Below are 18,628 nucleotides of genomic sequence, written 5' to 3'. Positions count from 1 at the left end.
GGCCCGACAAAAGTAACCAAAACCCTCCGCCCGGTCATCCGGCCCTCGCTACGCGAGGGTTCGCTCACTCCATCGCCGTTCCAGAGGCCCGCCGCGGTGGGCCATCCCTGGCCCATCGTGGCTTTCGCGACATCCATGTCGCTCAACCTCTTCCACGACGATTGCGTTCGCCCTCCTGGGCGGGCTCTGCACGCGCCTGAACCCGAGGTAACCCCGCGTACTGTTTCGCGAGTACGCTCGACCGCACACGGCAGCCGTAGGGCGGACTCAGGAGCGCCAGCGAACAGTCCGCCGGGCCACGCCGAGTTCGGCACCTCGGCTCACGCTCAGTACTCCCAGCAGCGGCTTACTGTTTGCAAGCGGCCGGCGTACCGGTACCTCTTGTAAGTCGACCCTTAGGCATCGATGGGCGAAACGAGAGCTTTCAGCTAAACGCCCATAAACAGCTTGAACCCCGGCAACACACAAACTTGCCAGTGCGGTATCAAGACTGCTGATTCCGCGAACAGCCCTCAATGAAGGCGTTGCAAGGCCGGTAGCACTTGCTCGCGCAGCAGCGGCGCCAGGTCATCGGGTAGGGGGGCGGTGGTGTCGAGCCAGCGCAGTTCTTCCAGCTCGGCAGCCGCTTGCACGGCGTGGGGCAGGGCGGCGCGGTAGATATCCGCCTGCAGCCAGGTATCGGCTTCGTTGGCGGCAGGCGCCTGGAACTGGCCGAGCGGTTGCAGCGCGGTGGCGTCCAGTTGCAGTTCCAGCTCTTCGAGCAGCTCGCGCTCGAGCGCCGACAAGGCATCTTCGCCCGGTTCGCGTTTGCCACCAGGCAGCATGAAGAAGCGCGTATTGCGCTTGCGTACCAGCAGCAGGCGGCCGCGTTCGTCGAACAGGCAGGCAGCGGCGATATGCAGTGTGGTTTTCATAAGCTCAGCAATGGGCGCCCATCGGGCGCCCAACGGCATCAGCCGGCGAGGCCGACGTAAACGTTCTGCACGTCGTCATGGCCGTCGATGGCTTCGAGGAAGGCCTCGACTTCTTCCATCTGCTCCGGCGTCAGGCTGGTCACCGGGTTCTTCGGGCGGTAGCCGAGCTTGGCCGAGTTGACGGTGAAACCCTGCTCCGGCAGCGCCTTGCACACGGCGTCGAGGTCGGTCGGGTCGGTGATGAACAGGGTGGCGCCCTCGTCATCCGGTACGAAGTCCTGAGCACCGGCTTCGATGGCGGCCAGTTCCGGGTCGGCATCGCTGTCGCTGCTGGCTTCGATCAGGCCAACGTGGTCGAAATCCCAGCTCACCGAGCCGGACGCGCCGAGCTGGCCCTTGCGGAACAACACGCGGATCTCGGCCACGGTGCGGTTGACGTTGTCGGTCAGGCACTCGACGATCAACGGCACCTGATGGGGGGCGAAGCCCTCGTACAGGGTGCGTTCGTAGTTGATCACCTCACCGGACAGCCCGGCACCTTTCTTGATGGCGCGCTCCAGGGTGTCCTTGGGCATCGAGGCCTTCTTGGCCTGATGCACGGCCAGGCGCAGCTTGGGGTTCATGTCCGGGTCGGCGCCGTTGCGCGCGGCGATCATGATTTCCTTCACCAGCTTGCCGAAGATCTTGCCTCGGGCATTGGCGGCGGCTTCTTTGGGTTTGGCTTTCCACTGGGCGCCCATCTGGGGTCTCCTGGCCGATAGTGAAACGGCGTCGGCGCGCGAGAGCGGCCTGACGATCGGATAGGGTGCGGATTCTAGTGCCTTGCGCGGTTGTCGGCACCTGCAATTTCGGTGGAAGCTGCTGCAGAGCCCGGCACAGTAGGTCTGTGCCGGGCGGGGGAGGTCAGGCGTGGGACGAGTGGCTACCCAATAAGGTGGTCGAACCCTGTTTCTTCGCGCGCTTGGCTTCGCGTTTTTCGTGCGCGGTCTTCTGCGGCTTTTTCTTGCTTTCCTTGTGTGAATCCTGACTCTTGCTCATGGTGGTTACTCCGAAAAATGGATCATTGACTGGACGTATACGTTCTGGTCACTACCACCTCCTCGGCCACCGGGCCGTCTGCAAAGCGCGTGCGCTGTATGAAGCATAGTCGTCGAGAGTAACAGGTTTGCAGTCAGGCATCGGGTGATCTTCGGCCTGGTTTGCTTCACCCTCGGATCTAGTGGTTGCGAGCGCAGCCAGACAGAGGAGGGAAAACCGCCTTATCGATATGGGCTTCGCGCGATGGTGAACGTGCCGAGCGGCCGCGCACCCTGCAGAGAGCGCCAGATCAACTGCACCCCTGTCTGCAGAATAACCAGCCGAGCGAAGTGGTAGAACCACAGGTGGTTGACCCGCGATTGCAAGCACAGGCCGCTCCCCCAGCGGCACGATGGGGGAACATCAGGCTCTGGGGGGAACTGATCTCGCGTTGCATCGGAAAAGGGCTTAGCGCGGCTGTGTGGTCGCTTTGCTGGCCGACTGTGTCTGTCTGCGCAGGCCTGGTGGCTGGTCTAATGCCTGTTCATTCATCATGAGGCTTCTGCCATGACCCCCAAGGATCTATTGCTGGCACTGTTGGTGATCCTGGTCTGGGGGCTGAATTTCGTGGTCATCAAGGTGGGCCTGCACGGCATGCCGCCGATGCTGCTGGGGGCACTGCGCTTCATGTTGGCCGCCTTTCCGGCGATTCTCTTCGTGCGCCGGCCGCAGGTGCCACTGCGTTGGATGCTGGCCTATGGCGCGACCATCTCGCTGGGGCAGTTCGCCTGCCTGTTCTATGCCATGTACGTGGGCATGCCTGCCGGCCTGGCTTCGCTGGTGCTGCAGTCGCAGGCGTTCTTCACCCTGTTCTTCGCGGCGCTGTTCCTCGGCGAGCGGCTGCGCGGCAGCAATCTGTTCGGCCTGCTGGTGGCGGCCTCGGGTCTGGCCTTGATCGGCCTGCAGGGCGGGCAGGCGATGACCCTGGCCGGTTTCGCCCTGACCATCGCCGCCGCTTCGATGTGGGCGCTGGGCAACGTGGTGACGCGCAAGCTGGGCAAGGTCAATCTGGTCGGCCTGGTGGTCTGGGGCAGCCTGATTCCACCCTTGCCCTTCCTGGGGTTGTCGCTGTGGCTGGAGGGGCCGCAGGTGATCGGCGATTCGCTGCGTCATTTCAGTCTGGATTCGGCCCTGGTGCTGGCCTACCTGGCGTTTGGCGCCACCATTCTCGGCTACGGCCTGTGGAGCCGCCTGCTGTCGCGTTATCCGGCCAGCCAGGTGGCGCCGTTCTCGTTGCTGGTACCGGTGGTGGGCATCAGCTCGTCGGCCATGCTGCTGGGCGAGCGCCTTGGCGCTCTGCAGATGGCCGGCGCAGCGCTGGTGATGGTCGGCTTGCTGATCAACGTCTGGGGTGGGCGTCTGCTCGATGGCTGGCGCCAGAGGGCGGCGACGCTGCCGTAGGGTACGCTGCGCACCTGGCCTGATAATTCCTGGAGCTCTGGTGCGCACGGCGGCGCACCCTGCGGTGCAAATGCGATCCGTGTCGGCTCAATCTTGCAAGCGCTTTTCCGGCAGGCGTTCGAGGATCTGATCCAGACGCTGCTGGATGCGCTGATCGATCTTTTCGTGCAGGCGCATGATTTCCAGCTCGGCGCGCAGGTTCACCTCGAAGTCCAGGCTGGCGGCCAGGCGATCCTTCGCCGCTTGGCGGTTCTGGCTCATCATGATGATCGGCGCCTGCACCGCGGCCAGGGTCGAGAGCATCAGGTTGAGGAAGATGTAGGGGTAGGGATCGAAGGCCATGCCGAAGTGCGCGAGCACGTCGGTGTTGATCAGCATCCAGCCGAGCATGGTCAGCGAGAAGCAGATGATGAATGACCAGGAGCCGCCGACCGCCGCGACCTTGTCCGACAGGCGCTCGCCGAAGGTCGATTCTTCGTCCGAGACGTCGGCCACGTCGCGGCTGATGGGGCGACGCTGGCGAATCTTTTCGAGAACGTTGTTTTCTTCCGGTTCGAGTTCATGCACGGCCTTGCCGAGCAGGTTGTGGGCGAGCTGTTGCAGAGGGTGCGGGGCGTCGTTCATGGCGGTCCGTTCTTCGAGCCAGGGGCAGGCTGATGCTGCACGGCTTTGTGAGGATTGTCACCCCACCGAATCGGCCCGCTGCAGGCAGTCACGGCCGCCGCTCTTGGCCTGATAGAGCGCCTGGTCGGCGGCCTGGATCAGGCTGAGGGCCAGGTCATGGCTGTCTTCGCCCCTGTGTACCAGACTGGCGATACCGAGACTCACCGTCACCGTGCCGAAGGGGCTGGCCTGATGGGTCAGGTGGCGTTGCTGCAGTGCCGTCATGAAGGTGCGGGCAATGGCTTCGGCACCATCCGCATCGGTGTTCGGCAGGATCAGCGCCAGCTCCTCGCCACCGTAACGCGCGGCCAGATCCCCTGGGCGATGGATGCAGGACTTGAGGATCTCGGCGACCGTGCGCAGGCAGGTGTCGCCGGCTATGTGGCCGTAGCGGTCGTTGTAGCGCTTGAAATAGTCGATATCGAGCAGCACCAGCGACAGTGCCGACTGGCGGCGCAGGGCGCGGCGGATTTCCACTTCCAGGGTCTGGTCGAAACTGCGGCGGTTGGCCAGGCCGGTCAGGGCATCCTGCGAAGCCAGCACTTCCAGCCGGGCATTGGCATCGAGCAGTTCTTCCTGGGCGATGAGCAGTTTTCTCTCCGTGCGGGTGCGGCGGCGAATGTCCACGAGCAGACGCTGGCCGATGACACCCACGCTGACCAGCAGCATCAGGATCAGCGTGGCGAACAGTTGCGCGTCATGGCGCCAGGGCGCCAGGGCTTCGTCGCGGCCGAGTGCAACCACGGTGATCAGGGGCAGGCGGCCGTTGCGGCGGAAGGCATACAGGCGTTCGATGCCATCAATGCGTGAGACCAGCTCGGCGGTGCCTTCGTCGCGTTCTTGCAATACCTTCAGGATCGGCGAGTTGGACCAGTTCAGGCCGACATCCTGTTCACGGAAGGGGTGACGAAACAGCAGGGTGCCATCGCTGCTGGAGAGGCTGGCCGAGCCCTGCTCGCCCAGCTTGATGCTGCCGAACAGTTGCAGGAAGTGCTCGATACCCAGGCTCACCACGCTGACTCCGGCGAACTGGCCATTGGCATCGTCGAGCCGGCGGCTGATGGTGAAGACCCAATCGCCGGTGACACGGCTCTTGACCGTGGGGCCGATGAAGATGGCAGGGGACGGATCGTCGCGGTGATGAATGAAATAGGCCCGGTCGGTAGCGCCCGGCGCATCTTTGAGGGTACTGACGGAGGAGAACAGGCGTTTGCCGTGAGCGTCGTAGACGGTGATGGCGCTGGCGATACCGAGTATCTCGCTCTGCTGGCGCATCAGCGCTTCGAGCTGGTGTCGCGAGGCAGGCGTGTTGCCCTCGTGCTGCAGGTGCTCGATGAGATCGAGCAGCACCAGCTCCGACTGGCGAATCACCCCTTCGCTGTAGTTGTCCAGCGCCTGAGCCAGATTCAAGCTGGACAGGTTCAGATCATGCAGCGCGCGTTCGCGTGAGAACCAGATCTGCCAGGCGGCGAGGGAGGCCAGCGACAGGCAGATGAACAGCAGCAGGGCGGACGTGAGCCGGGTGCCTTTTCTCATGGCGGAGCTCAGCCTCCTCCGAGGCGGGATTGAATGACTCTTGAGAGGATGACGAGCTGCCGTGGCAGCTCGTCACTGCTAGGGCCTGTTGACGTTTCGCTCGTGGCCGCGACGGAGCCCGTTTTTTGCGTGGAGCTAGGCGCGAGACGCGAAGTTTGGTCGCCCAAATGAGCCGTCGAGCAACGACGCACCACGCAAAAACAGGCCCGTCCCTTCGGGTTGCGCGGCAAATTGCGCCATGCGTCGTTGCGGGATTTGGCAAGGGAACGACCATTACCTGCATCCCGCGCCTAGCCTGGCGCATGTTGGCGCAGCAACGCGGCTCACGTCGAAACGTCAACAGGCCCTAGTATCAGTCCTGACGGCTGGTGACTTCCAGCAGGTGATAGCCGAACTGGGTCTTGACCGGGCCTTGCACCACGCCGACCGGCGCGCTGAACACCACAGTGTCGAATTCCTTGACCATCTGGCCGGGGCCGAACGAACCCAGGTCGCCACCGTTACGGCCGGACGGGCAGGTGGAGTTGTCCTTGGCCAGTTGGGCGAAATCGGCGCCGCCTTCGATGGCGCTTTTCAGTTCGTTGCACTTGTCTTCGCTGGCAACCAGGATGTGGCGGGCAGTGGCGCGAGCCATGGGCGTATCTCCTCTGGATAAAGGCGCAGAGCCTAGCGCAATCGCCCTGACAAGCAAATGACCGTTGGCGTGTCTTGGCAGCTCCGCGCTTGCCGGCGACATGGGCAAGGCCTTGCCGCTGGCTGGCAAAGCGCTGCCGTAGGTGGTTGTCCAAGCCGCGTGCTGCAAGGCACGCAGCCCCTGGCCCGGAATCTGCTTCGTAGCCTGCGAATGCTTTTTGCGGAGGCCCCATGACATCTATCAACAACAGCATGCCGGCGATGCTCAGTTACTACGGCAGCCAGCTCAACAACCGCACGAGCACTGGCAGTAGCGAGGCGGGTGGCCAGAGCAAACAGGATCCTTTGGATGAGCTGCGCCGTTTTGCCAAACAGGTGGTGGCGCGTAACGAGGGTGGCTTGCTGCGTGCCATGCAGGGCGGCGCGGCGTCTGCCACTAGCGGCGTTGCACCTACCCCCGAAAGCAAGGCAAGCGTACCGGCCGTCATACAACTGCCGGACGTGATGGCGCTGGATCGCGACGACGCCGCCACGCTGCTGGCGCAGGTGCAGAAGATGGTGGATGCCGGCATGGACGGCAGCGTACGCATCGCCGGGCACAACGGTGACCAGCAGACCGACTCGCTGGAAACCTATCGCCAGTGGCTGCAGGACAAGGGCGGGCTCAGCGTTTACGCCTGATGTCCGACCTCTATCTCGGGCGATTCGTCCCGGGCGATCACCCGATTGCGCCCGGCGCGTTTGGCCGCATAGGTGCGCTTGTCAGCCGCCAGCATCAGCGCGCTGAGGATCAGCCCATCTTCGCCGAAGTGAGCGAGGCCCGCGCTGAGGGTCATCTGCAGCGGCTTACCATCGATTTCCAGGGATGTACTGGCCAGGCGTTCGCGCAGGCTCTCGGCTACCTCCAGGGCATCGGTCGGGGTGCTGCCGGGTAGCAGCACGGCGAACTCCTCGCCGCCGAGCCGACACAGCAGGTCACTCTGGCGCAGACGTTGTTGCAGCACCTCGGCGAAGTGCTGCAGGGCGCGATCACCGCCCTCATGGCCGAAGCGGTCATTGATCTGCTTGAAATGGTCGATGTCGAGAAACACCAGCGCCAAGGGTGTGCCATTGCGTAGCGCCTGCGCACGCTCGCGCTCGAACACCTCGGCCAGCTTCAGGCGGTTGGGCAGGCCGGTCAGCGCATCGGTGGTGGCCTTCTCCGTCAGGCGCTGCTCGTTGATCAGCCGGCTGCGCTCGTAGATATGCGCGAAGATCATCACGGTGAGGCTGGCCAGGCCGAGATTGGTGACGATCTCCAGGTTATGCAGCAGGGATTCGGAGGAGAAGCGCCAGGTGAAGACGTACAGCCCGATGCCGACGAACAGCAGCGAGCCGCACATACCCAGGCGCAGGCCAAGCAGCATGTAGCAGATGATCGGGATGGTCTGGATCCAGGCGAAGATGGCGAAGATGGTATGCGTCTGCGCCAGCCCCACCATCATGATGCTGAAGAACGGCAACAGGTAGATGGTGGTCCACAGGGGCAGGCGCGGCGTGGTGTTGATGATGGTCAGCATGAACAGCGATACGCTGGCGTAGGCGATTTCCAAGCCGGCCAGCAGCCAGTTGTCGTGCAGCAGGTTGAACACCGAGAAGAACGAACCGCCACAGACGGTGATCCATAGCAAGGCCCTGAGAACCTTGCGGCGGTGTTCGTCGGTCTGGATGAGTCGGCCGGGCATCGGATGTTCCATTTCATCGGAGTAGCATGGCCTGTGACGGAACAGGCGTGCTGAGCATCATGCACGAAGTTTGCCGCCTGCTGGGAAGACTTGTCCTGCCTGGGCCCGGCAGATCCGTTAGAGGCCGGTTATGCTGCGAGGCCTTATTGTCTGTCAATTCCACGACAGTTGCTGGGAGTTCGAGCGCTATGACGAAATGCGTTACAAGGTGTGGCCTGCTGATCGCGCTGACATTGCTCTGCGCCTGGGGCGCGCAGGCGGCTCAGCAGGAGCCGCTGATCGCGGCAATCAACGAATACCGTGGCCAGGTGCAGCGTTGTGCCGGCAAGGTGTTCGAGCCGCTGCCCGGCTTGAGCGCTGATCAGCGCCTGGAGTTGCCGGTGAACGGCAGTGGCGATTTGCAGCAGGAGCTGACGGCGACGGCTTACCCCATGGTCACCGTGCAGGCCATCAGCCTGTCCGGGCCGCGTGATGCGCAAGCTGCCATGCAGGCGTTGCGCGAGAGTTTCTGCCAGATCCTGCTCGATCCGCAGTTCGTCGACATCGGCATCAACCAGGTGGGGCGCGACTGGCGCGTGGTGCTGGCGCGGCCGTTGCTCAGTGCCAAGCTGGCGGATGCCAAGGTGGAGGGACAGCACCTGCTCGAGCAGGTCAACGCGGCCCGTGGGCAGGCACGCCAGTGCGGCGAGCAGCGCTTCGCCGCCGCGCCGCCTCTGGCCTGGAACGAGGCGTTGGGCGAGGCGGCATTAGGGCACAGCCGGGCCATGGCCAATGGCAATTTCTTCGACCACCTCGACCCGGATGGACGTACACCGGGTGATCGTGCCGAACTGGCCGGCTACCCGGGTGGCACGGTGGGCGAGAACATCGCCGCCGGGCAGGACTCGGCGCAGCGCGTGCTGCAGGGCTGGCTGACCAGCCCGGATCATTGTGCCAACCTGATGAATCCCGCCTTCAGCGACTTTGGCGGCGCCTACGCCAGCGACCCGAAGAGCGACGCCGGCATCTACTGGACGGCGCTGTTCGGCGGCCGATGAGCGCTTGCCTCAGACCACGGCGAACACGTCTGCCAGGTGCTGCTGATAGCGTGCCACGTCGCGTTCGATGTTCGGCACCTTCATCACGTCGTTGCAGATGAAGGTGGGCAGGGCGTTCATGCCGAGGAACTGGTTGGCCTTGTGGAAGGGGAAGTACACCGCGTCCACCCCCTTGCCCTCGAAGAAGTCCGCCGGATCCTCGAAGGCCTGCAGCGGGGCGTTCCAGGTCAGTGACAGCATGTACTGCTTGCCTTGGATCAGCCCGCCGCTGCCGTACTTCTGCGAGGCATCGGCGCGGGTACGGCCATCGTTGGCGTAGAGGCTGCCGTGGCCGGCGGTGAACACCTCGTCGAGGTACTGTTTCACCGTCCAGGGCGCGCCCATCCACCAGCCAGGCATCTGGTAGATGACCACGTCGGCCCAGAGGAATTTCTGCACTTCTTCTTCGATGTCGTAGCCGCCATCGATGAAGGTGGTCTTGAGGTCGAATCCGGCACGGTCGAGAAAGGCCACGGCGGCTTCGTGCAGGGTGGCGTTGTATTGGCCGTTGGAATGAGCGAACGCTTTGCCGCCATCGAGCAGGAGGATCTTTTTCATCGGGGTTCTCCAGAAAAACAGGGCCGCAGGTTATCCAGACCTGCGCGTGTGAAATACCCCGAGGCGGTCAAATCATTGTTGACTGAAAGTCACGAAATCAAGTGTTAACCCTGCAGTAATCTGAGGGCTCCGTTCACCCATGGAGCCTCCATGTACGCCTTCATCCTTCACGCCCACACCCGGCCCGAGCGGGCCGACGCCTTCGAGTGCCTGTTCCGCGACTACATCGAGCCCAGCCGCGGCGAGCCTGGCTGCCTCGAATATCACATGCTGCGCGACGCGCAGGATCCGACCCTGTTCATCTTCTACGAGGTATGGGCCTCGCAGGCCGCGCTGGACGCGCACATGGCCCTGCCGCACATGCGCGCCTTCCATGAGCGGCGTATGGACTACCTGCGCGCTGAACTGCAGGTGCGGGCGGTCGAGGTGCTGGGGCCTGCCATCTGAAACTTCTGGTACGCGCGTGTCACGCTGCACGATCAACCTTCTATGCTTGATGCAGGCTGGCCTCAACAAATGCCGAGGCCTGCCGATCATCTGGTTGGGATCGCTTGCGGAGAAAGTCATGTTCGGTAACCGTTTGAAAAAGGAATTGCAGGAAAGGGACGCTGAGCTGTCTCTCTACAAGCAGCTCTATCAGGGCATCCAGGCGCAGATGATCATGCTCTCCATCGACCCTGCATGGCATATCGTCGAGGTCAACGACAACTTCGCCCGTTTCGTCGGCTATACCCCCGAGCAACTCAAGGGTCGCCCGCTCAGCGATATCGTGCCGAGCTACGTCAAGGATCTGCCGTGCTTCAAGAACCTCAGTGCAGCCATAGGCTCCGGTCGTTCGGTGAGCGATCGCTACCGTTTCCTGCGCAATGACGGTGCGCTGGTGTGGATTCAGGCCTGCTGGCAACCCGTGGCGGACGAGCGTGGCGCGGTGCGCCACGTTCAGTGCGTGGGCAGTGACGTGACCGAGAGCATGAACAAGGCGCGCGAGAACGAGGATTTCATTAACGCTCTGATGCGTTCCACGGCGGTGATCGAGTTCGACCTCAAGGGGCATGTGCTCAAGGCCAACCAGGCGTTCCTCGACACCATGGGCTATAGCCTGCAACAGATCCAGGGCAAGCATCACCGCATATTCTGCGAGCCGCAGGAGTCCTCCTCCGCGGAGTACGCCCAGTTCTGGGAGCGGCTCAACCGTGGTGAGTTCGTCGCCGGGCGCTTCAAGCGCGTGGACAGCCATGGCCGGGTGGTCTGGTTGGAGGCCACCTACAATCCGGTGCACGATACGCAGAATCGCTTGTACAAGATGGTCAAGTTCGCCACGGTGATCACCGACCAGGTCAACCGCGAGCAGGAGGTCAACGACGCCGCCGAGACCGCTTACGGCATTTCCCAGCAGACCGACAGCAATGCCCAGCGCGGTGCCCAGGTGGTGACCGAGACGGTGCAGACCATGCAGCGCATTTCCCAGGAAATGACCGCGGCCAGCGAGGGCATCGAGGCGCTGGGCAAGCAGTCGATCCTCATCAGCACCATGGTGCAGACCATCGGCGGTATCGCCCAGCAGACCAACCTGCTGGCGCTCAACGCGGCCATCGAGGCGGCGCGGGCGGGCGAACAGGGCCGTGGCTTCGCCGTGGTGGCCGACGAGGTGCGCCAACTCGCCAGCCGCACCAGCAAGGCCACCGAAGAAATCGTCGGCGTGGTGCAGGACAACCAGAAGCTGGTGGACGCCGCCGTGAGCAACATGGTCAGCAGCCGCGCCCAGGCCGAAGCGGGCCTGGAACTGGCCAACCAGGCCGGTGACGTGATCGTGGAAATCCGCCAGGGCGCCAAGCAAGTGCTGGGTGCCGTGGAGCGCTTCGCCAGCCAGTTGAAATAGCCTGCCTTTCAAGGACAAGTCATGAAGTACTGTGCGTTTCTGCGCGGCGTCAATGTAAGGGGCACCACCATGAAAATGGCGGATGTCTGTCAGGTATTCGTCGACGCCGGGATGGAGGCGGTCAGTTCCGTACTGGCTTCTGGAAACATCGTCTTCACGTCGGCTGAACAGGCTGAAGCATCGAGGCGGGTTCTTGAAAACGCCATGGCGCAGCGGTTTGCCTATGAGGCCTTCCTGTTCGTCAAGTCTCGGCAGGAAATAGAAAGCCTCCGTGACAGCAATCCTTTTGTGCAGAAGGATGAGCTTCATGTCTATGCCTTTGTCGGCAATGCGGACATAGCACAAGTGCTGATGCAGGAATTCGACGCGGCCTCCAAAGCGGAGCACGAGGAGGCTGCCATCGTGAACAATGTCTTCTATTGGCAGGTGCCGAAAGGCAATACCCTGGATTCTGCTTTCGGCAAAATCCTGGGCAGAAAAAGTCTCAAGGACCGCTTCACCAGCCGCAACATCAATACCTTCGAGAAGGTCCTCAAGAAGATGGGGAAATAGAAAAAGGCTTCTGGAGCCAGAGGCTTTATCCCGGCACTCTTCTGAGCGGCTCTCAGCCGTCGCCGACCGATACCCCATATTGGGTGCTTGACCTCGAGTCGACTTCAACCGGCAGTCTTGGCCTGACACTTTTGGAGGTAAGGACTGCCTCATCGTGCTGGGGGCGCAATGCAGACACTGCTGAGGCCATCTGGCCTTTGGCCTGGGTCTGTACCCGGGTGTCATTATTTTGTCTTTTTGCCTGAGGGGAAGGCCGTACCTGGCCAGCTCCGGCAAAAAGTTGGCGAAATGGTGGCTATGCTACATCCGTCGCGGTCAGGGTATGGGTCTGTATGACTGCATGGAAAGCGGGGAGGGGATAGATCATGGAGCCGTTTCGTATCGGTATCACGATGGCTGGGGCCATCTCGGCAGGGGCTTACAGCGCCGGTGTGCTGGATTTTCTGCTGTATGCGCTGGACGAGTGGCAGCAGGCCAAGGACAAGGGCGAAGCGGTGCCCGAGCATGAGGTCGTGGTAACGGTCATCTCCGGCGCCTCGGCCGGCGCAATGACCGGGGCACTGGCCCTGCCGGCACTGGCTGAGGGCTTCAAGCCCGGCTGGCAGAATTACCCCGAGCTGGGCCGGGTCGACTACAGCCTGCCGCGCCTCTACCAGGCCTGGGTGCGCTTGCCCAGTTTCGTCGCGCCGAAGGGTGGGCCGGATCTGCTGGGGCTCGCTGACCTGAAACGTATTGGCCCGGACAAGAAACCCGTGCCAGTGCAATCGCTGCTCGACAGCAGCGTGCTCGATGGCATCGTCGACAAGACCTTCCTCGGGCTCGGCCAGCTCGCCGAGCCACGGCCCTATATCGCCCAGGGGCTGCATCTGTTCATGACCCATACCAACCTGCGCGGTGTGCCCTATGAAGCGCACTTCCAGGGGGGCGCACAGGGGCAGCCGGGCTACCCGATGCGGTTGCACGCGGATCGGGTGCACTACCGGCTCGAGGGCCTGGGCAGTACGCCGGTAGCGAGCCCCTGGGCCGACAATGAGTGCCTCGAGCGCTTCACCCTGTCCGTGCATCAGTTGCAGGGTATGCAAGGCAGGCTGCCGGGTGAGTGGCAGAGGTATGCCGCTGCGGCACTGGGCTCTGGCGCCTTCCCTGTTGGCCTCAGTGCCCGCAGTATCAGCGGGCAGACCTATCATGAGCACGCAAAGCGCAGTTGGCCGCTGGTCAGCTTGTACAGGCCGGGGGCTTCGCCGCGCCTGGAGCCGAGCTTCCCCGAGCAATTGAAGGGGCCGGACAACCCGCCCATCTCCTATGTCACGGTCGACGGCGGAGTGCTGAACAACGAGCCCTTCGAGCTGGCCCGCTGGACCCTGATGGAGAACCCACCTCGTTCCAACCCACGCACCGAGGATGGGGGCGAGTGCGTCGATCGTGCGGTGATCATGATTGACCCCTTTCCCGAAGCCGATCCGTACCCGCTGACCGATGCGCTGGATCTGAGCCTCATGTCAGTCATCGGCAAGATCCTGCCGGCCATGAAGAGTCAGGCGCGCTGCAAGCTGGATGAGATCGTCGCGGCCATGGAGCTGTCCTACAGCCGTTTCCTCATTGCTCCGCGTCGCTATGACGAACAGGGCAACGCGCAACGCTACGGCATTGCCTGTGGCCTGCTGGGGGGCTTCGGCGGGTTTCTCAGCGAACGCTTTCGCGCCCACGATTACCAACTCGGTCGGCTCAATTGTCAGCGCTTTCTGATGGAGTATTTCGCTCTGCCCGAGTCTTATCAGGTCGTGCAGCAAGGTTACGACTGCCTGAAGGCGTCGCACCTCAAAGGCTTTAGCTGCAGCCCAGGCGGGGTGGCCTCGCGGCCGCTGATTCCGCTGGTGGGCGCGGCGGTATCGCCGATCCAGCCACTGCCCTGGCCCAGGGTGCTGCGCAGCGAGGTCGAGGAAGTGGTGGCCAAGGCCATGGTGCGCGCCAATGTGCTGGTGCCGCAGCTATTGCGCCAGCAGGTGAGCAAACCGTTGGTAAAAGGGCTGATGCGGCTGGCCTGGTCCATCTGGGGCAAGGGCGGCGTCGAGGACATGATCCGCTTCACCCTGCTCAGCGAACTGCTGACACGCGATCAACTGATGAGCCTCAGGGGCAGCGTGCCGCACAAGCTCAACGAAGAAGAGCGCACGCTGCTGGCGGCACTCTGCTCGCCGGCCCATGACCTGCGTACCGTCGATGGCCTGGTGGCGGAGACCCGGCTGGACAGGCAGCAGGTGCTGCTGTTTCTCGAGCGCCGTGCCGACATGCTCTGGCGCGGGCCCAAGACCCAGGGCGGGCGCCGAACCTACACCATCGACGAGCGGCGGCCAGGCTTGCAGCGCAGGCTGGTGATCCTGCGCAAGTTGACGGAGCTGACCAACGGCAAGCTGGAGATCGATCTGCCCAACGATGAGCTTTAAGCCCGGGCTCAGTGGCTGTAGCCCGGCTTCTGGCGGATGGTCTTGAGCAGGTCGTCCGGGCTGATATGGCCGACCACCTGAGTGGCGGCGCTGCCCGGTTGCGGCAGGTCGAGGATGTGCCCCTTCATCTTGCCGATCACGTGCATCTCGCAGGGCTTGCAGTCGAACTTCAGGGTCAGCACCTCATCGCCGTGCACCAACTGCATCGGCGCCACCTTGGTGCGCACGCCGGTCACACCCTTGGCCTGCTTCGGGCACAGGTTGAAGGAGAAGCGCAGGCAGTGCTTGGTGATCATCACCGGTACTTCGCCGGCTTCCTCGTGCGCTTCGTAGGCCGCGTCGATCAGTTGCACGCCATGGCGATGGTAGAAGTCGCGGGCCTTCTGGTTGTAGACGTTGTAGAGGAACGACAGGTGCGATTCCGGGTACACCGGCGCCGGGTCGCTCTCGGCCTTGCGGCGGCCACGCGGGTGCGCGGCGACGCGGGCCTCGGTGAGCTTGTCGATGGCCTCGCGGCGCAGCGCCTTGAGTTGCGAGTTGGGCACGAAGAACGCCTGCGGTGCATCGAGGGTCACACCCTGGGCGTGGTAGATGGTGGTGCCGAGCTGGGTGAGCAGGTCGCGCAGGCCATCGAGCGCCTGTTCCGGCTTGTTGGCCGCGCCGAACGGGCCGTGCAGGGCGACCTCGACGCTGATGCCTTCTTCGCTGGTGGCGGTAAGCGTCAGGGCGTCCTCACGTAGCACGGCCTTCCAGCTCAGGCCGATGCGGCGCTCTGCGCTGGTGCGTTGCAGCGCCTGTTGCCAGTTGTGGTCGAGGTTGCGGCTCAGCGGGTGATTCGGGCGCAGGCGCAGCAGCCCTTCGGGCATCTCGTTGGGCTCGACGCGGTAGCGGTAGCGCTTCTCGCCGTCTTCCTCGAACTCACCCTTGAGTTCGCAGATGTTGGCGCGAAAGCCCACCACCTCGCGCTTGACCAGCACGTTGAGGCCGTCGCCGTTGGACAGCGGCTCATGGGTGACGGCGATCAGGTCGTGCTTGTTGACCTTCTCCACATGCCCGACCGGCAGGCCGGTAAAGGTGGGTGAGTCGAAGGCGCCGATGTCCACCTTGCGCTCGGTGACGAAATAGTCGGTGCTGCCGCGGTGGAAGGTCTTGTCCGGGTCGGGCACGAAGAAGTGCGCGGTGCGGCCGCTGGAGGCGCGGGCCAGGTCCGGGCGATCCTCGAGGATGGCGTCGAGTTCGCGGCGGTAGTGGGCGGTGATGTTCTTCACGTAGGCCACGTCCTTGTAGCGCCCCTCGATCTTGAACGAGCGCACGCCGGCCTCCACCAGGGCGCGCAGGTTGGCGCTCTGGTTGTTGTCCTTCATCGACAGCAGGTGTTTTTCGTAGGCGATCACCCCGCCTTTCTCGTCCTTGAGGGTGTAGGGCAGGCGGCAGGCCTGGGAGCAGTCGCCACGGTTGGCGCTGCGTCCGGTCTGGGCGTGGGAGATGTTGCATTGGCCGGAGAAGGCCACGCACAGCGCGCCGTGGATGAAGAACTCGATGGCGGCATCGGTGGCGTCACTGATGGCGCGGATTTCCTGCAGATTCAGCTCGCGCGCCAGCACTAGCTGGGAGAAACCGGCCTGGTCGAGGAATTTCGCCCGTGCCAGGGTGCGGATATCGGTCTGGGTGCTGGCATGCAGCTCGATGGGCGGAATGTCCAGCTCCATCACCCCCATGTCCTGCACGATCAGCGCATCCACCCCCGCGTCGTAAAGCTGGTGGATCAGCGCGCGTGCCGGCTCCAGCTCGTCGTCATGCAGGATGGTGTTGAGGGTGGTGAAAATGCGCGCGTGGTAGCGGCGGGCGAATTCCACCAGCCTGGCGATATCGCTCACCTCGTTGCAGGCATTGTGCCGTGCGCCGAAGCTGGGGCCGCCGATATAGACGGCGTCGGCGCCATGCAGGATGGCCTCGCGGGCGATCTCGACATCGCGGGCAGGGCTGAGCAGTTCCAGGTGGTGCTTGGGCAAGGACATGGTGTTTTTTCTTTATCAGGCGACACGGGCAAGGGGCGCATTGTAGCGGGCGGCGGCGGTGAGGGCACTCGCCAGATGCCGGGCGGCTGGCAATACGCGCCGATGCAGTTACAGTAGCGACTTTTTTTCAGACGGAGGTGTGGCGATGGACAACAGAGGCTTGGAGACGCTCGATCAATGGCTGCTCAAATACGGCAACGATCACTCGATCCTGTCCGCCAGTGAGCTGGATGGCTTCTTTGCCGCCATCGTCTCAGCGCCGCGCCAGGTCGCGCCGGCCGTATGGTATGCGGCGATCTGGGCCGACCAGCCGCCGCAATGGCCGAGCGACAAGGATGGCGAGCGCTTCATGAAGCTGGCGGTCGAGCTGATGAGCGAGGCGGCCTACATGCTCGCCGAGGAGCCCGACGACTACGAGGCGATCTTCCTCGCCGACGACAACGGCAAGGGCGAGAAGCTGATCGTTTCCGAGTGGTGCGCGGGCTACCTGCGCGGTGCCGCGGTGGCCGGTTGGCTGGAGGCGGCGCTGCCCGACTCGGTTGCCGTGGCCTTGAATCTGATCATCCTGCACGGCGACGAAAGTGGCAGCGAGACGCTCAAGGCCATGTCGGATGCCGAATACGACGCCTGCACGGCGATGATCGAACCCGCCGCCGTCGAGCTCTACCAGTACTGGCAGCAGAACCTGGATCCCTTGCTGCCGGTACGCCGCGAAGAGGCCAAGGTCGGCCGCAACGACCCCTGCACCTGCGGCAGTGGCAAGAAATACAAGCAGTGCTGCATGCCTTGAGTCGAGGGCGGTTGCTCAGTGATTGCCGAGTCGAACCTGCGCCGTAATCGCCTGCCTGCGTGATCGTTTGAAGCAGAGCGCGCAAAAGCTGGCCCTCTCCTTCGGGTTGCGCGGCAAGTTGCGCCATGCGTCGTTGCGGGATTTGGCAAGGGAACGACCATCCATCCCGCGCCTAGCCCGGCGCAATTTGGCGCAGCAACGCGGCTCGCGTCGGAACGGCAACAGACCCTAGCGATCCAGCGAAACCAGTTCATTGGCTGGCTGTACGTTCAGCAACTCCGGCCGGCTGCCGAATACCTGCATCACATCGTCCATCGACAACCACCAATCGTCGTGCCACTTGAGGGCGCGCAGGCGTTTCTCGGCCATGTCCAATTGGCGGTAGCTGGGCAGGTTGGCGCTACTGAACAGGTAGGGTAGCAGGCTCTGGCAGAGCCAGGCGAACAGGCGCCTGCTACGTGCGTTGTTGCCGTTGAGGCTCAGACGTAGCAGGTTTTCCAGGTCGATCATGGCCTGCGGCGTTTCCTCGTTGCCGAACAGGATGCCTTCCGGACGGCAGTGCAACAGCAGGGCGGCATCCTCGTCGCTCAGCTCCAGGGCCTGGCAGACGGGCTGCGCGGCGAACCAGAAGCGACCATCGGCCGCGCGCTGCACGGTGAAACGGATGTCTTCAAAAACCGGGTGGATCGGACTGGTCATGGCGCCCTCCCTAGTGCGTGGTACAACAGCCTGTCGAATGGCGATGAAACCATGAATTTCATTTAAAATACAACTGACTGTTCAATCAAGCATGGAAGCGGAATTTAACGTCCGCCTCCATGACCGAGAAAATCGAATTCGCCCAACGCCTGCGCAGTGCCATGCTCGCGGCCGGCTATCCTGATCGCCCAGCCGTGCTCGAACGTGAGTTCAACTCACGCTATTGGGGGCGCTCCGTGACCTTTCAGGCTGTGTCGCGCTGGTTGCGTGGCGAGTCCATTCCCTCTCAGGAGAAGTTGCAGGTGCTGGCCGAGTGGCTGCGCATCGAGCCGCAGGTGCTGCGCTTTGGTGAGCAGGCCGCGCTTGCCGTGCGCGAGCAGCGCGGCCGCTGGGAGGATCCCAAGCACTATCAGGAGCGTGAGGTCATCGAGGCCTTTCTGGCGCTGCCGCCCGTGCAACGCAAGGTGGCGCGCGAGGTGGTGATGGCCTTGGCCGTGGCGGCCAAGGTCGATAGCGGGAAGAAGCCCGGCGGCAAGGGCTGAGCGTTCCTCAAACCTGTGTAGGCGCGGATTTGTTCGCGATCATGGCCGGGCACCGAGCCAAAGCCTGTCGCGAATAAAGGCTAGGCGTCCCCTTCGCTCCTACAGTGGCAAAAAGCCTAGCC

Annotated in this window: 19 protein-coding genes; 9 read left to right on the top strand and 10 right to left on the bottom strand. The window is 63.3% G+C overall.

Going from position 1 to position 18,628, the window contains the following annotated elements; all coding sequences use genetic code 11:
• Positions 1 to 512 precede the first annotated feature (512 nt).
• The 3 genes from PVE35_RS14905 to PVE35_RS14895 form a co-directional block, all read right to left on the bottom strand.
• Positions 513 to 914, bottom strand: a complete 402-nt coding sequence (locus tag PVE35_RS14905) for an NUDIX domain-containing protein (RefSeq protein WP_277372250.1) — start codon at positions 912 to 914, stop codon at positions 513 to 515.
• Positions 915 to 952: 38 nt separating this feature from the next.
• Positions 953 to 1,654 (bottom strand): YebC/PmpR family DNA-binding transcriptional regulator, encoded by a 702-nt coding sequence (locus PVE35_RS14900; RefSeq protein ID WP_268182883.1) that lies wholly within the window; start codon positions 1,652 to 1,654, stop codon positions 953 to 955.
• A gap of 163 nt (positions 1,655 to 1,817) precedes the next feature.
• Positions 1,818 to 1,952, bottom strand: coding sequence for a hypothetical protein (locus PVE35_RS14895; protein ID WP_268182885.1), 135 nt, complete (start codon positions 1,950 to 1,952; stop codon positions 1,818 to 1,820).
• A 546-nt stretch (positions 1,953 to 2,498) separates the two neighbouring features.
• Here PVE35_RS14895 and PVE35_RS14890 point away from each other — a divergent pair.
• Entirely contained in the window at positions 2,499 to 3,392 is an 894-nt protein-coding gene (locus PVE35_RS14890; protein WP_277372249.1) for an EamA family transporter, read from the top strand.
• An 87-nt stretch (positions 3,393 to 3,479) separates the two neighbouring features.
• On the opposite strand, the gene PVE35_RS14885 is transcribed toward PVE35_RS14890, so the two are convergent.
• From PVE35_RS14885 to PVE35_RS14875, 3 genes are all read right to left on the bottom strand, one after another.
• Positions 3,480 to 4,016, bottom strand: a complete 537-nt coding sequence (locus tag PVE35_RS14885; protein WP_268182889.1) for a DUF1003 domain-containing protein — start codon at positions 4,014 to 4,016, stop codon at positions 3,480 to 3,482.
• Positions 4,017 to 4,073: 57 nt separating this feature from the next.
• A complete protein-coding gene (locus PVE35_RS14880; RefSeq protein WP_277372248.1) occupies positions 4,074 to 5,591 on the bottom strand; it encodes a sensor domain-containing diguanylate cyclase in 1,518 nt (505 codons plus the stop codon).
• Positions 5,592 to 5,943: 352 nt separating this feature from the next.
• A complete protein-coding gene (locus PVE35_RS14875) occupies positions 5,944 to 6,225 on the bottom strand; it encodes a peptidylprolyl isomerase (protein ID WP_268182893.1) in 282 nt (93 codons plus the stop codon).
• A gap of 230 nt (positions 6,226 to 6,455) precedes the next feature.
• Here PVE35_RS14875 and PVE35_RS14870 point away from each other — a divergent pair, with 230 nt between their 5' ends.
• Complete coding sequence (locus PVE35_RS14870) at positions 6,456 to 6,905, top strand: hypothetical protein (RefSeq protein ID WP_277372247.1); 450 nt, start codon at positions 6,456 to 6,458, stop codon at positions 6,903 to 6,905.
• Here the strand turns inward: PVE35_RS14870 and PVE35_RS14865 are convergent.
• The gene (locus PVE35_RS14865) at positions 6,896 to 7,948 is read right to left on the bottom strand and encodes a GGDEF domain-containing protein (RefSeq protein ID WP_277372246.1); all 1,053 of its coding nucleotides are present in this window, start codon (positions 7,946 to 7,948) and stop codon (positions 6,896 to 6,898) included. The genes PVE35_RS14870 and PVE35_RS14865 overlap by 10 nt on opposite strands.
• Positions 7,949 to 8,136: 188 nt before the next feature.
• On the opposite strand from PVE35_RS14865, the gene PVE35_RS14860 reads away from it, so the two are divergent.
• A complete protein-coding gene (locus tag PVE35_RS14860) occupies positions 8,137 to 8,985 on the top strand; it encodes a CAP domain-containing protein (RefSeq protein WP_268182899.1) in 849 nt (282 codons plus the stop codon).
• A gap of 9 nt (positions 8,986 to 8,994) precedes the next feature.
• On the opposite strand, the gene PVE35_RS14855 is transcribed toward PVE35_RS14860, so the two are convergent.
• Positions 8,995 to 9,582 carry an NAD(P)H-dependent oxidoreductase gene (locus PVE35_RS14855; RefSeq protein ID WP_277372245.1) on the bottom strand — a complete coding sequence of 196 codons (588 nt, stop codon included), beginning with the start codon at positions 9,580 to 9,582 and terminating at the stop codon, positions 8,995 to 8,997.
• A 150-nt stretch (positions 9,583 to 9,732) separates the two neighbouring features.
• On the opposite strand from PVE35_RS14855, the gene PVE35_RS14850 reads away from it, so the two are divergent.
• From PVE35_RS14850 to PVE35_RS14835, 4 genes are all read left to right on the top strand, one after another.
• Positions 9,733 to 10,029 (top strand): putative quinol monooxygenase, encoded by a 297-nt coding sequence (locus PVE35_RS14850; RefSeq protein ID WP_277372244.1) that lies wholly within the window; start codon positions 9,733 to 9,735, stop codon positions 10,027 to 10,029.
• Between the two features lie 118 nt (positions 10,030 to 10,147).
• On the top strand, positions 10,148 to 11,461 hold the full coding sequence (locus PVE35_RS14845; RefSeq protein ID WP_268182905.1) for a PAS domain-containing methyl-accepting chemotaxis protein: 1,314 nt from the start codon (positions 10,148 to 10,150) through the stop codon (positions 11,459 to 11,461).
• 21 nt (positions 11,462 to 11,482) lie between these two features.
• Positions 11,483 to 12,013, top strand: a complete 531-nt coding sequence (locus PVE35_RS14840) for a DUF1697 domain-containing protein (protein ID WP_277372243.1) — start codon at positions 11,483 to 11,485, stop codon at positions 12,011 to 12,013.
• Positions 12,014 to 12,378: 365 nt separating this feature from the next.
• Complete coding sequence (locus PVE35_RS14835) at positions 12,379 to 14,457, top strand: patatin-like phospholipase family protein (RefSeq protein ID WP_277372242.1); 2,079 nt, start codon at positions 12,379 to 12,381, stop codon at positions 14,455 to 14,457.
• Between the two features lie 8 nt (positions 14,458 to 14,465).
• Here PVE35_RS14835 and PVE35_RS14830 read toward each other — a convergent pair whose 3' ends face one another.
• Positions 14,466 to 16,475 (bottom strand): U32 family peptidase, encoded by a 2,010-nt coding sequence (locus PVE35_RS14830; RefSeq protein WP_277372241.1) that lies wholly within the window; start codon positions 16,473 to 16,475, stop codon positions 14,466 to 14,468.
• Positions 16,476 to 16,620: 145 nt separating this feature from the next.
• Here PVE35_RS14830 and PVE35_RS14825 point away from each other — a divergent pair, with 145 nt between their 5' ends.
• On the top strand, positions 16,621 to 17,265 hold the full coding sequence (locus tag PVE35_RS14825; RefSeq protein ID WP_277372240.1) for a YecA family protein: 645 nt from the start codon (positions 16,621 to 16,623) through the stop codon (positions 17,263 to 17,265).
• 228 nt (positions 17,266 to 17,493) lie between these two features.
• On the opposite strand, the gene PVE35_RS14820 is transcribed toward PVE35_RS14825, so the two are convergent.
• The gene (locus PVE35_RS14820; RefSeq protein WP_268182915.1) at positions 17,494 to 17,964 is read right to left on the bottom strand and encodes a Bro-N domain-containing protein; all 471 of its coding nucleotides are present in this window, start codon (positions 17,962 to 17,964) and stop codon (positions 17,494 to 17,496) included.
• A gap of 119 nt (positions 17,965 to 18,083) precedes the next feature.
• Here PVE35_RS14820 and PVE35_RS14815 point away from each other — a divergent pair, with 119 nt between their 5' ends.
• On the top strand, positions 18,084 to 18,506 hold the full coding sequence (locus PVE35_RS14815) for a transcriptional regulator (RefSeq protein ID WP_277372239.1): 423 nt from the start codon (positions 18,084 to 18,086) through the stop codon (positions 18,504 to 18,506).
• Positions 18,507 to 18,628: the final 122 nt, after the last annotated feature.

This window comes from Pseudomonas sp. AA-38 (assembly GCF_029457475.1).
In the GTDB taxonomy this organism is placed as follows: Bacteria; Pseudomonadota; Gammaproteobacteria; order Pseudomonadales; family Pseudomonadaceae; genus Aquipseudomonas.
The sequence above is the reverse complement of the archived record's forward strand: the minus strand, read 5'-3'. Positions and strand labels throughout refer to the sequence as shown.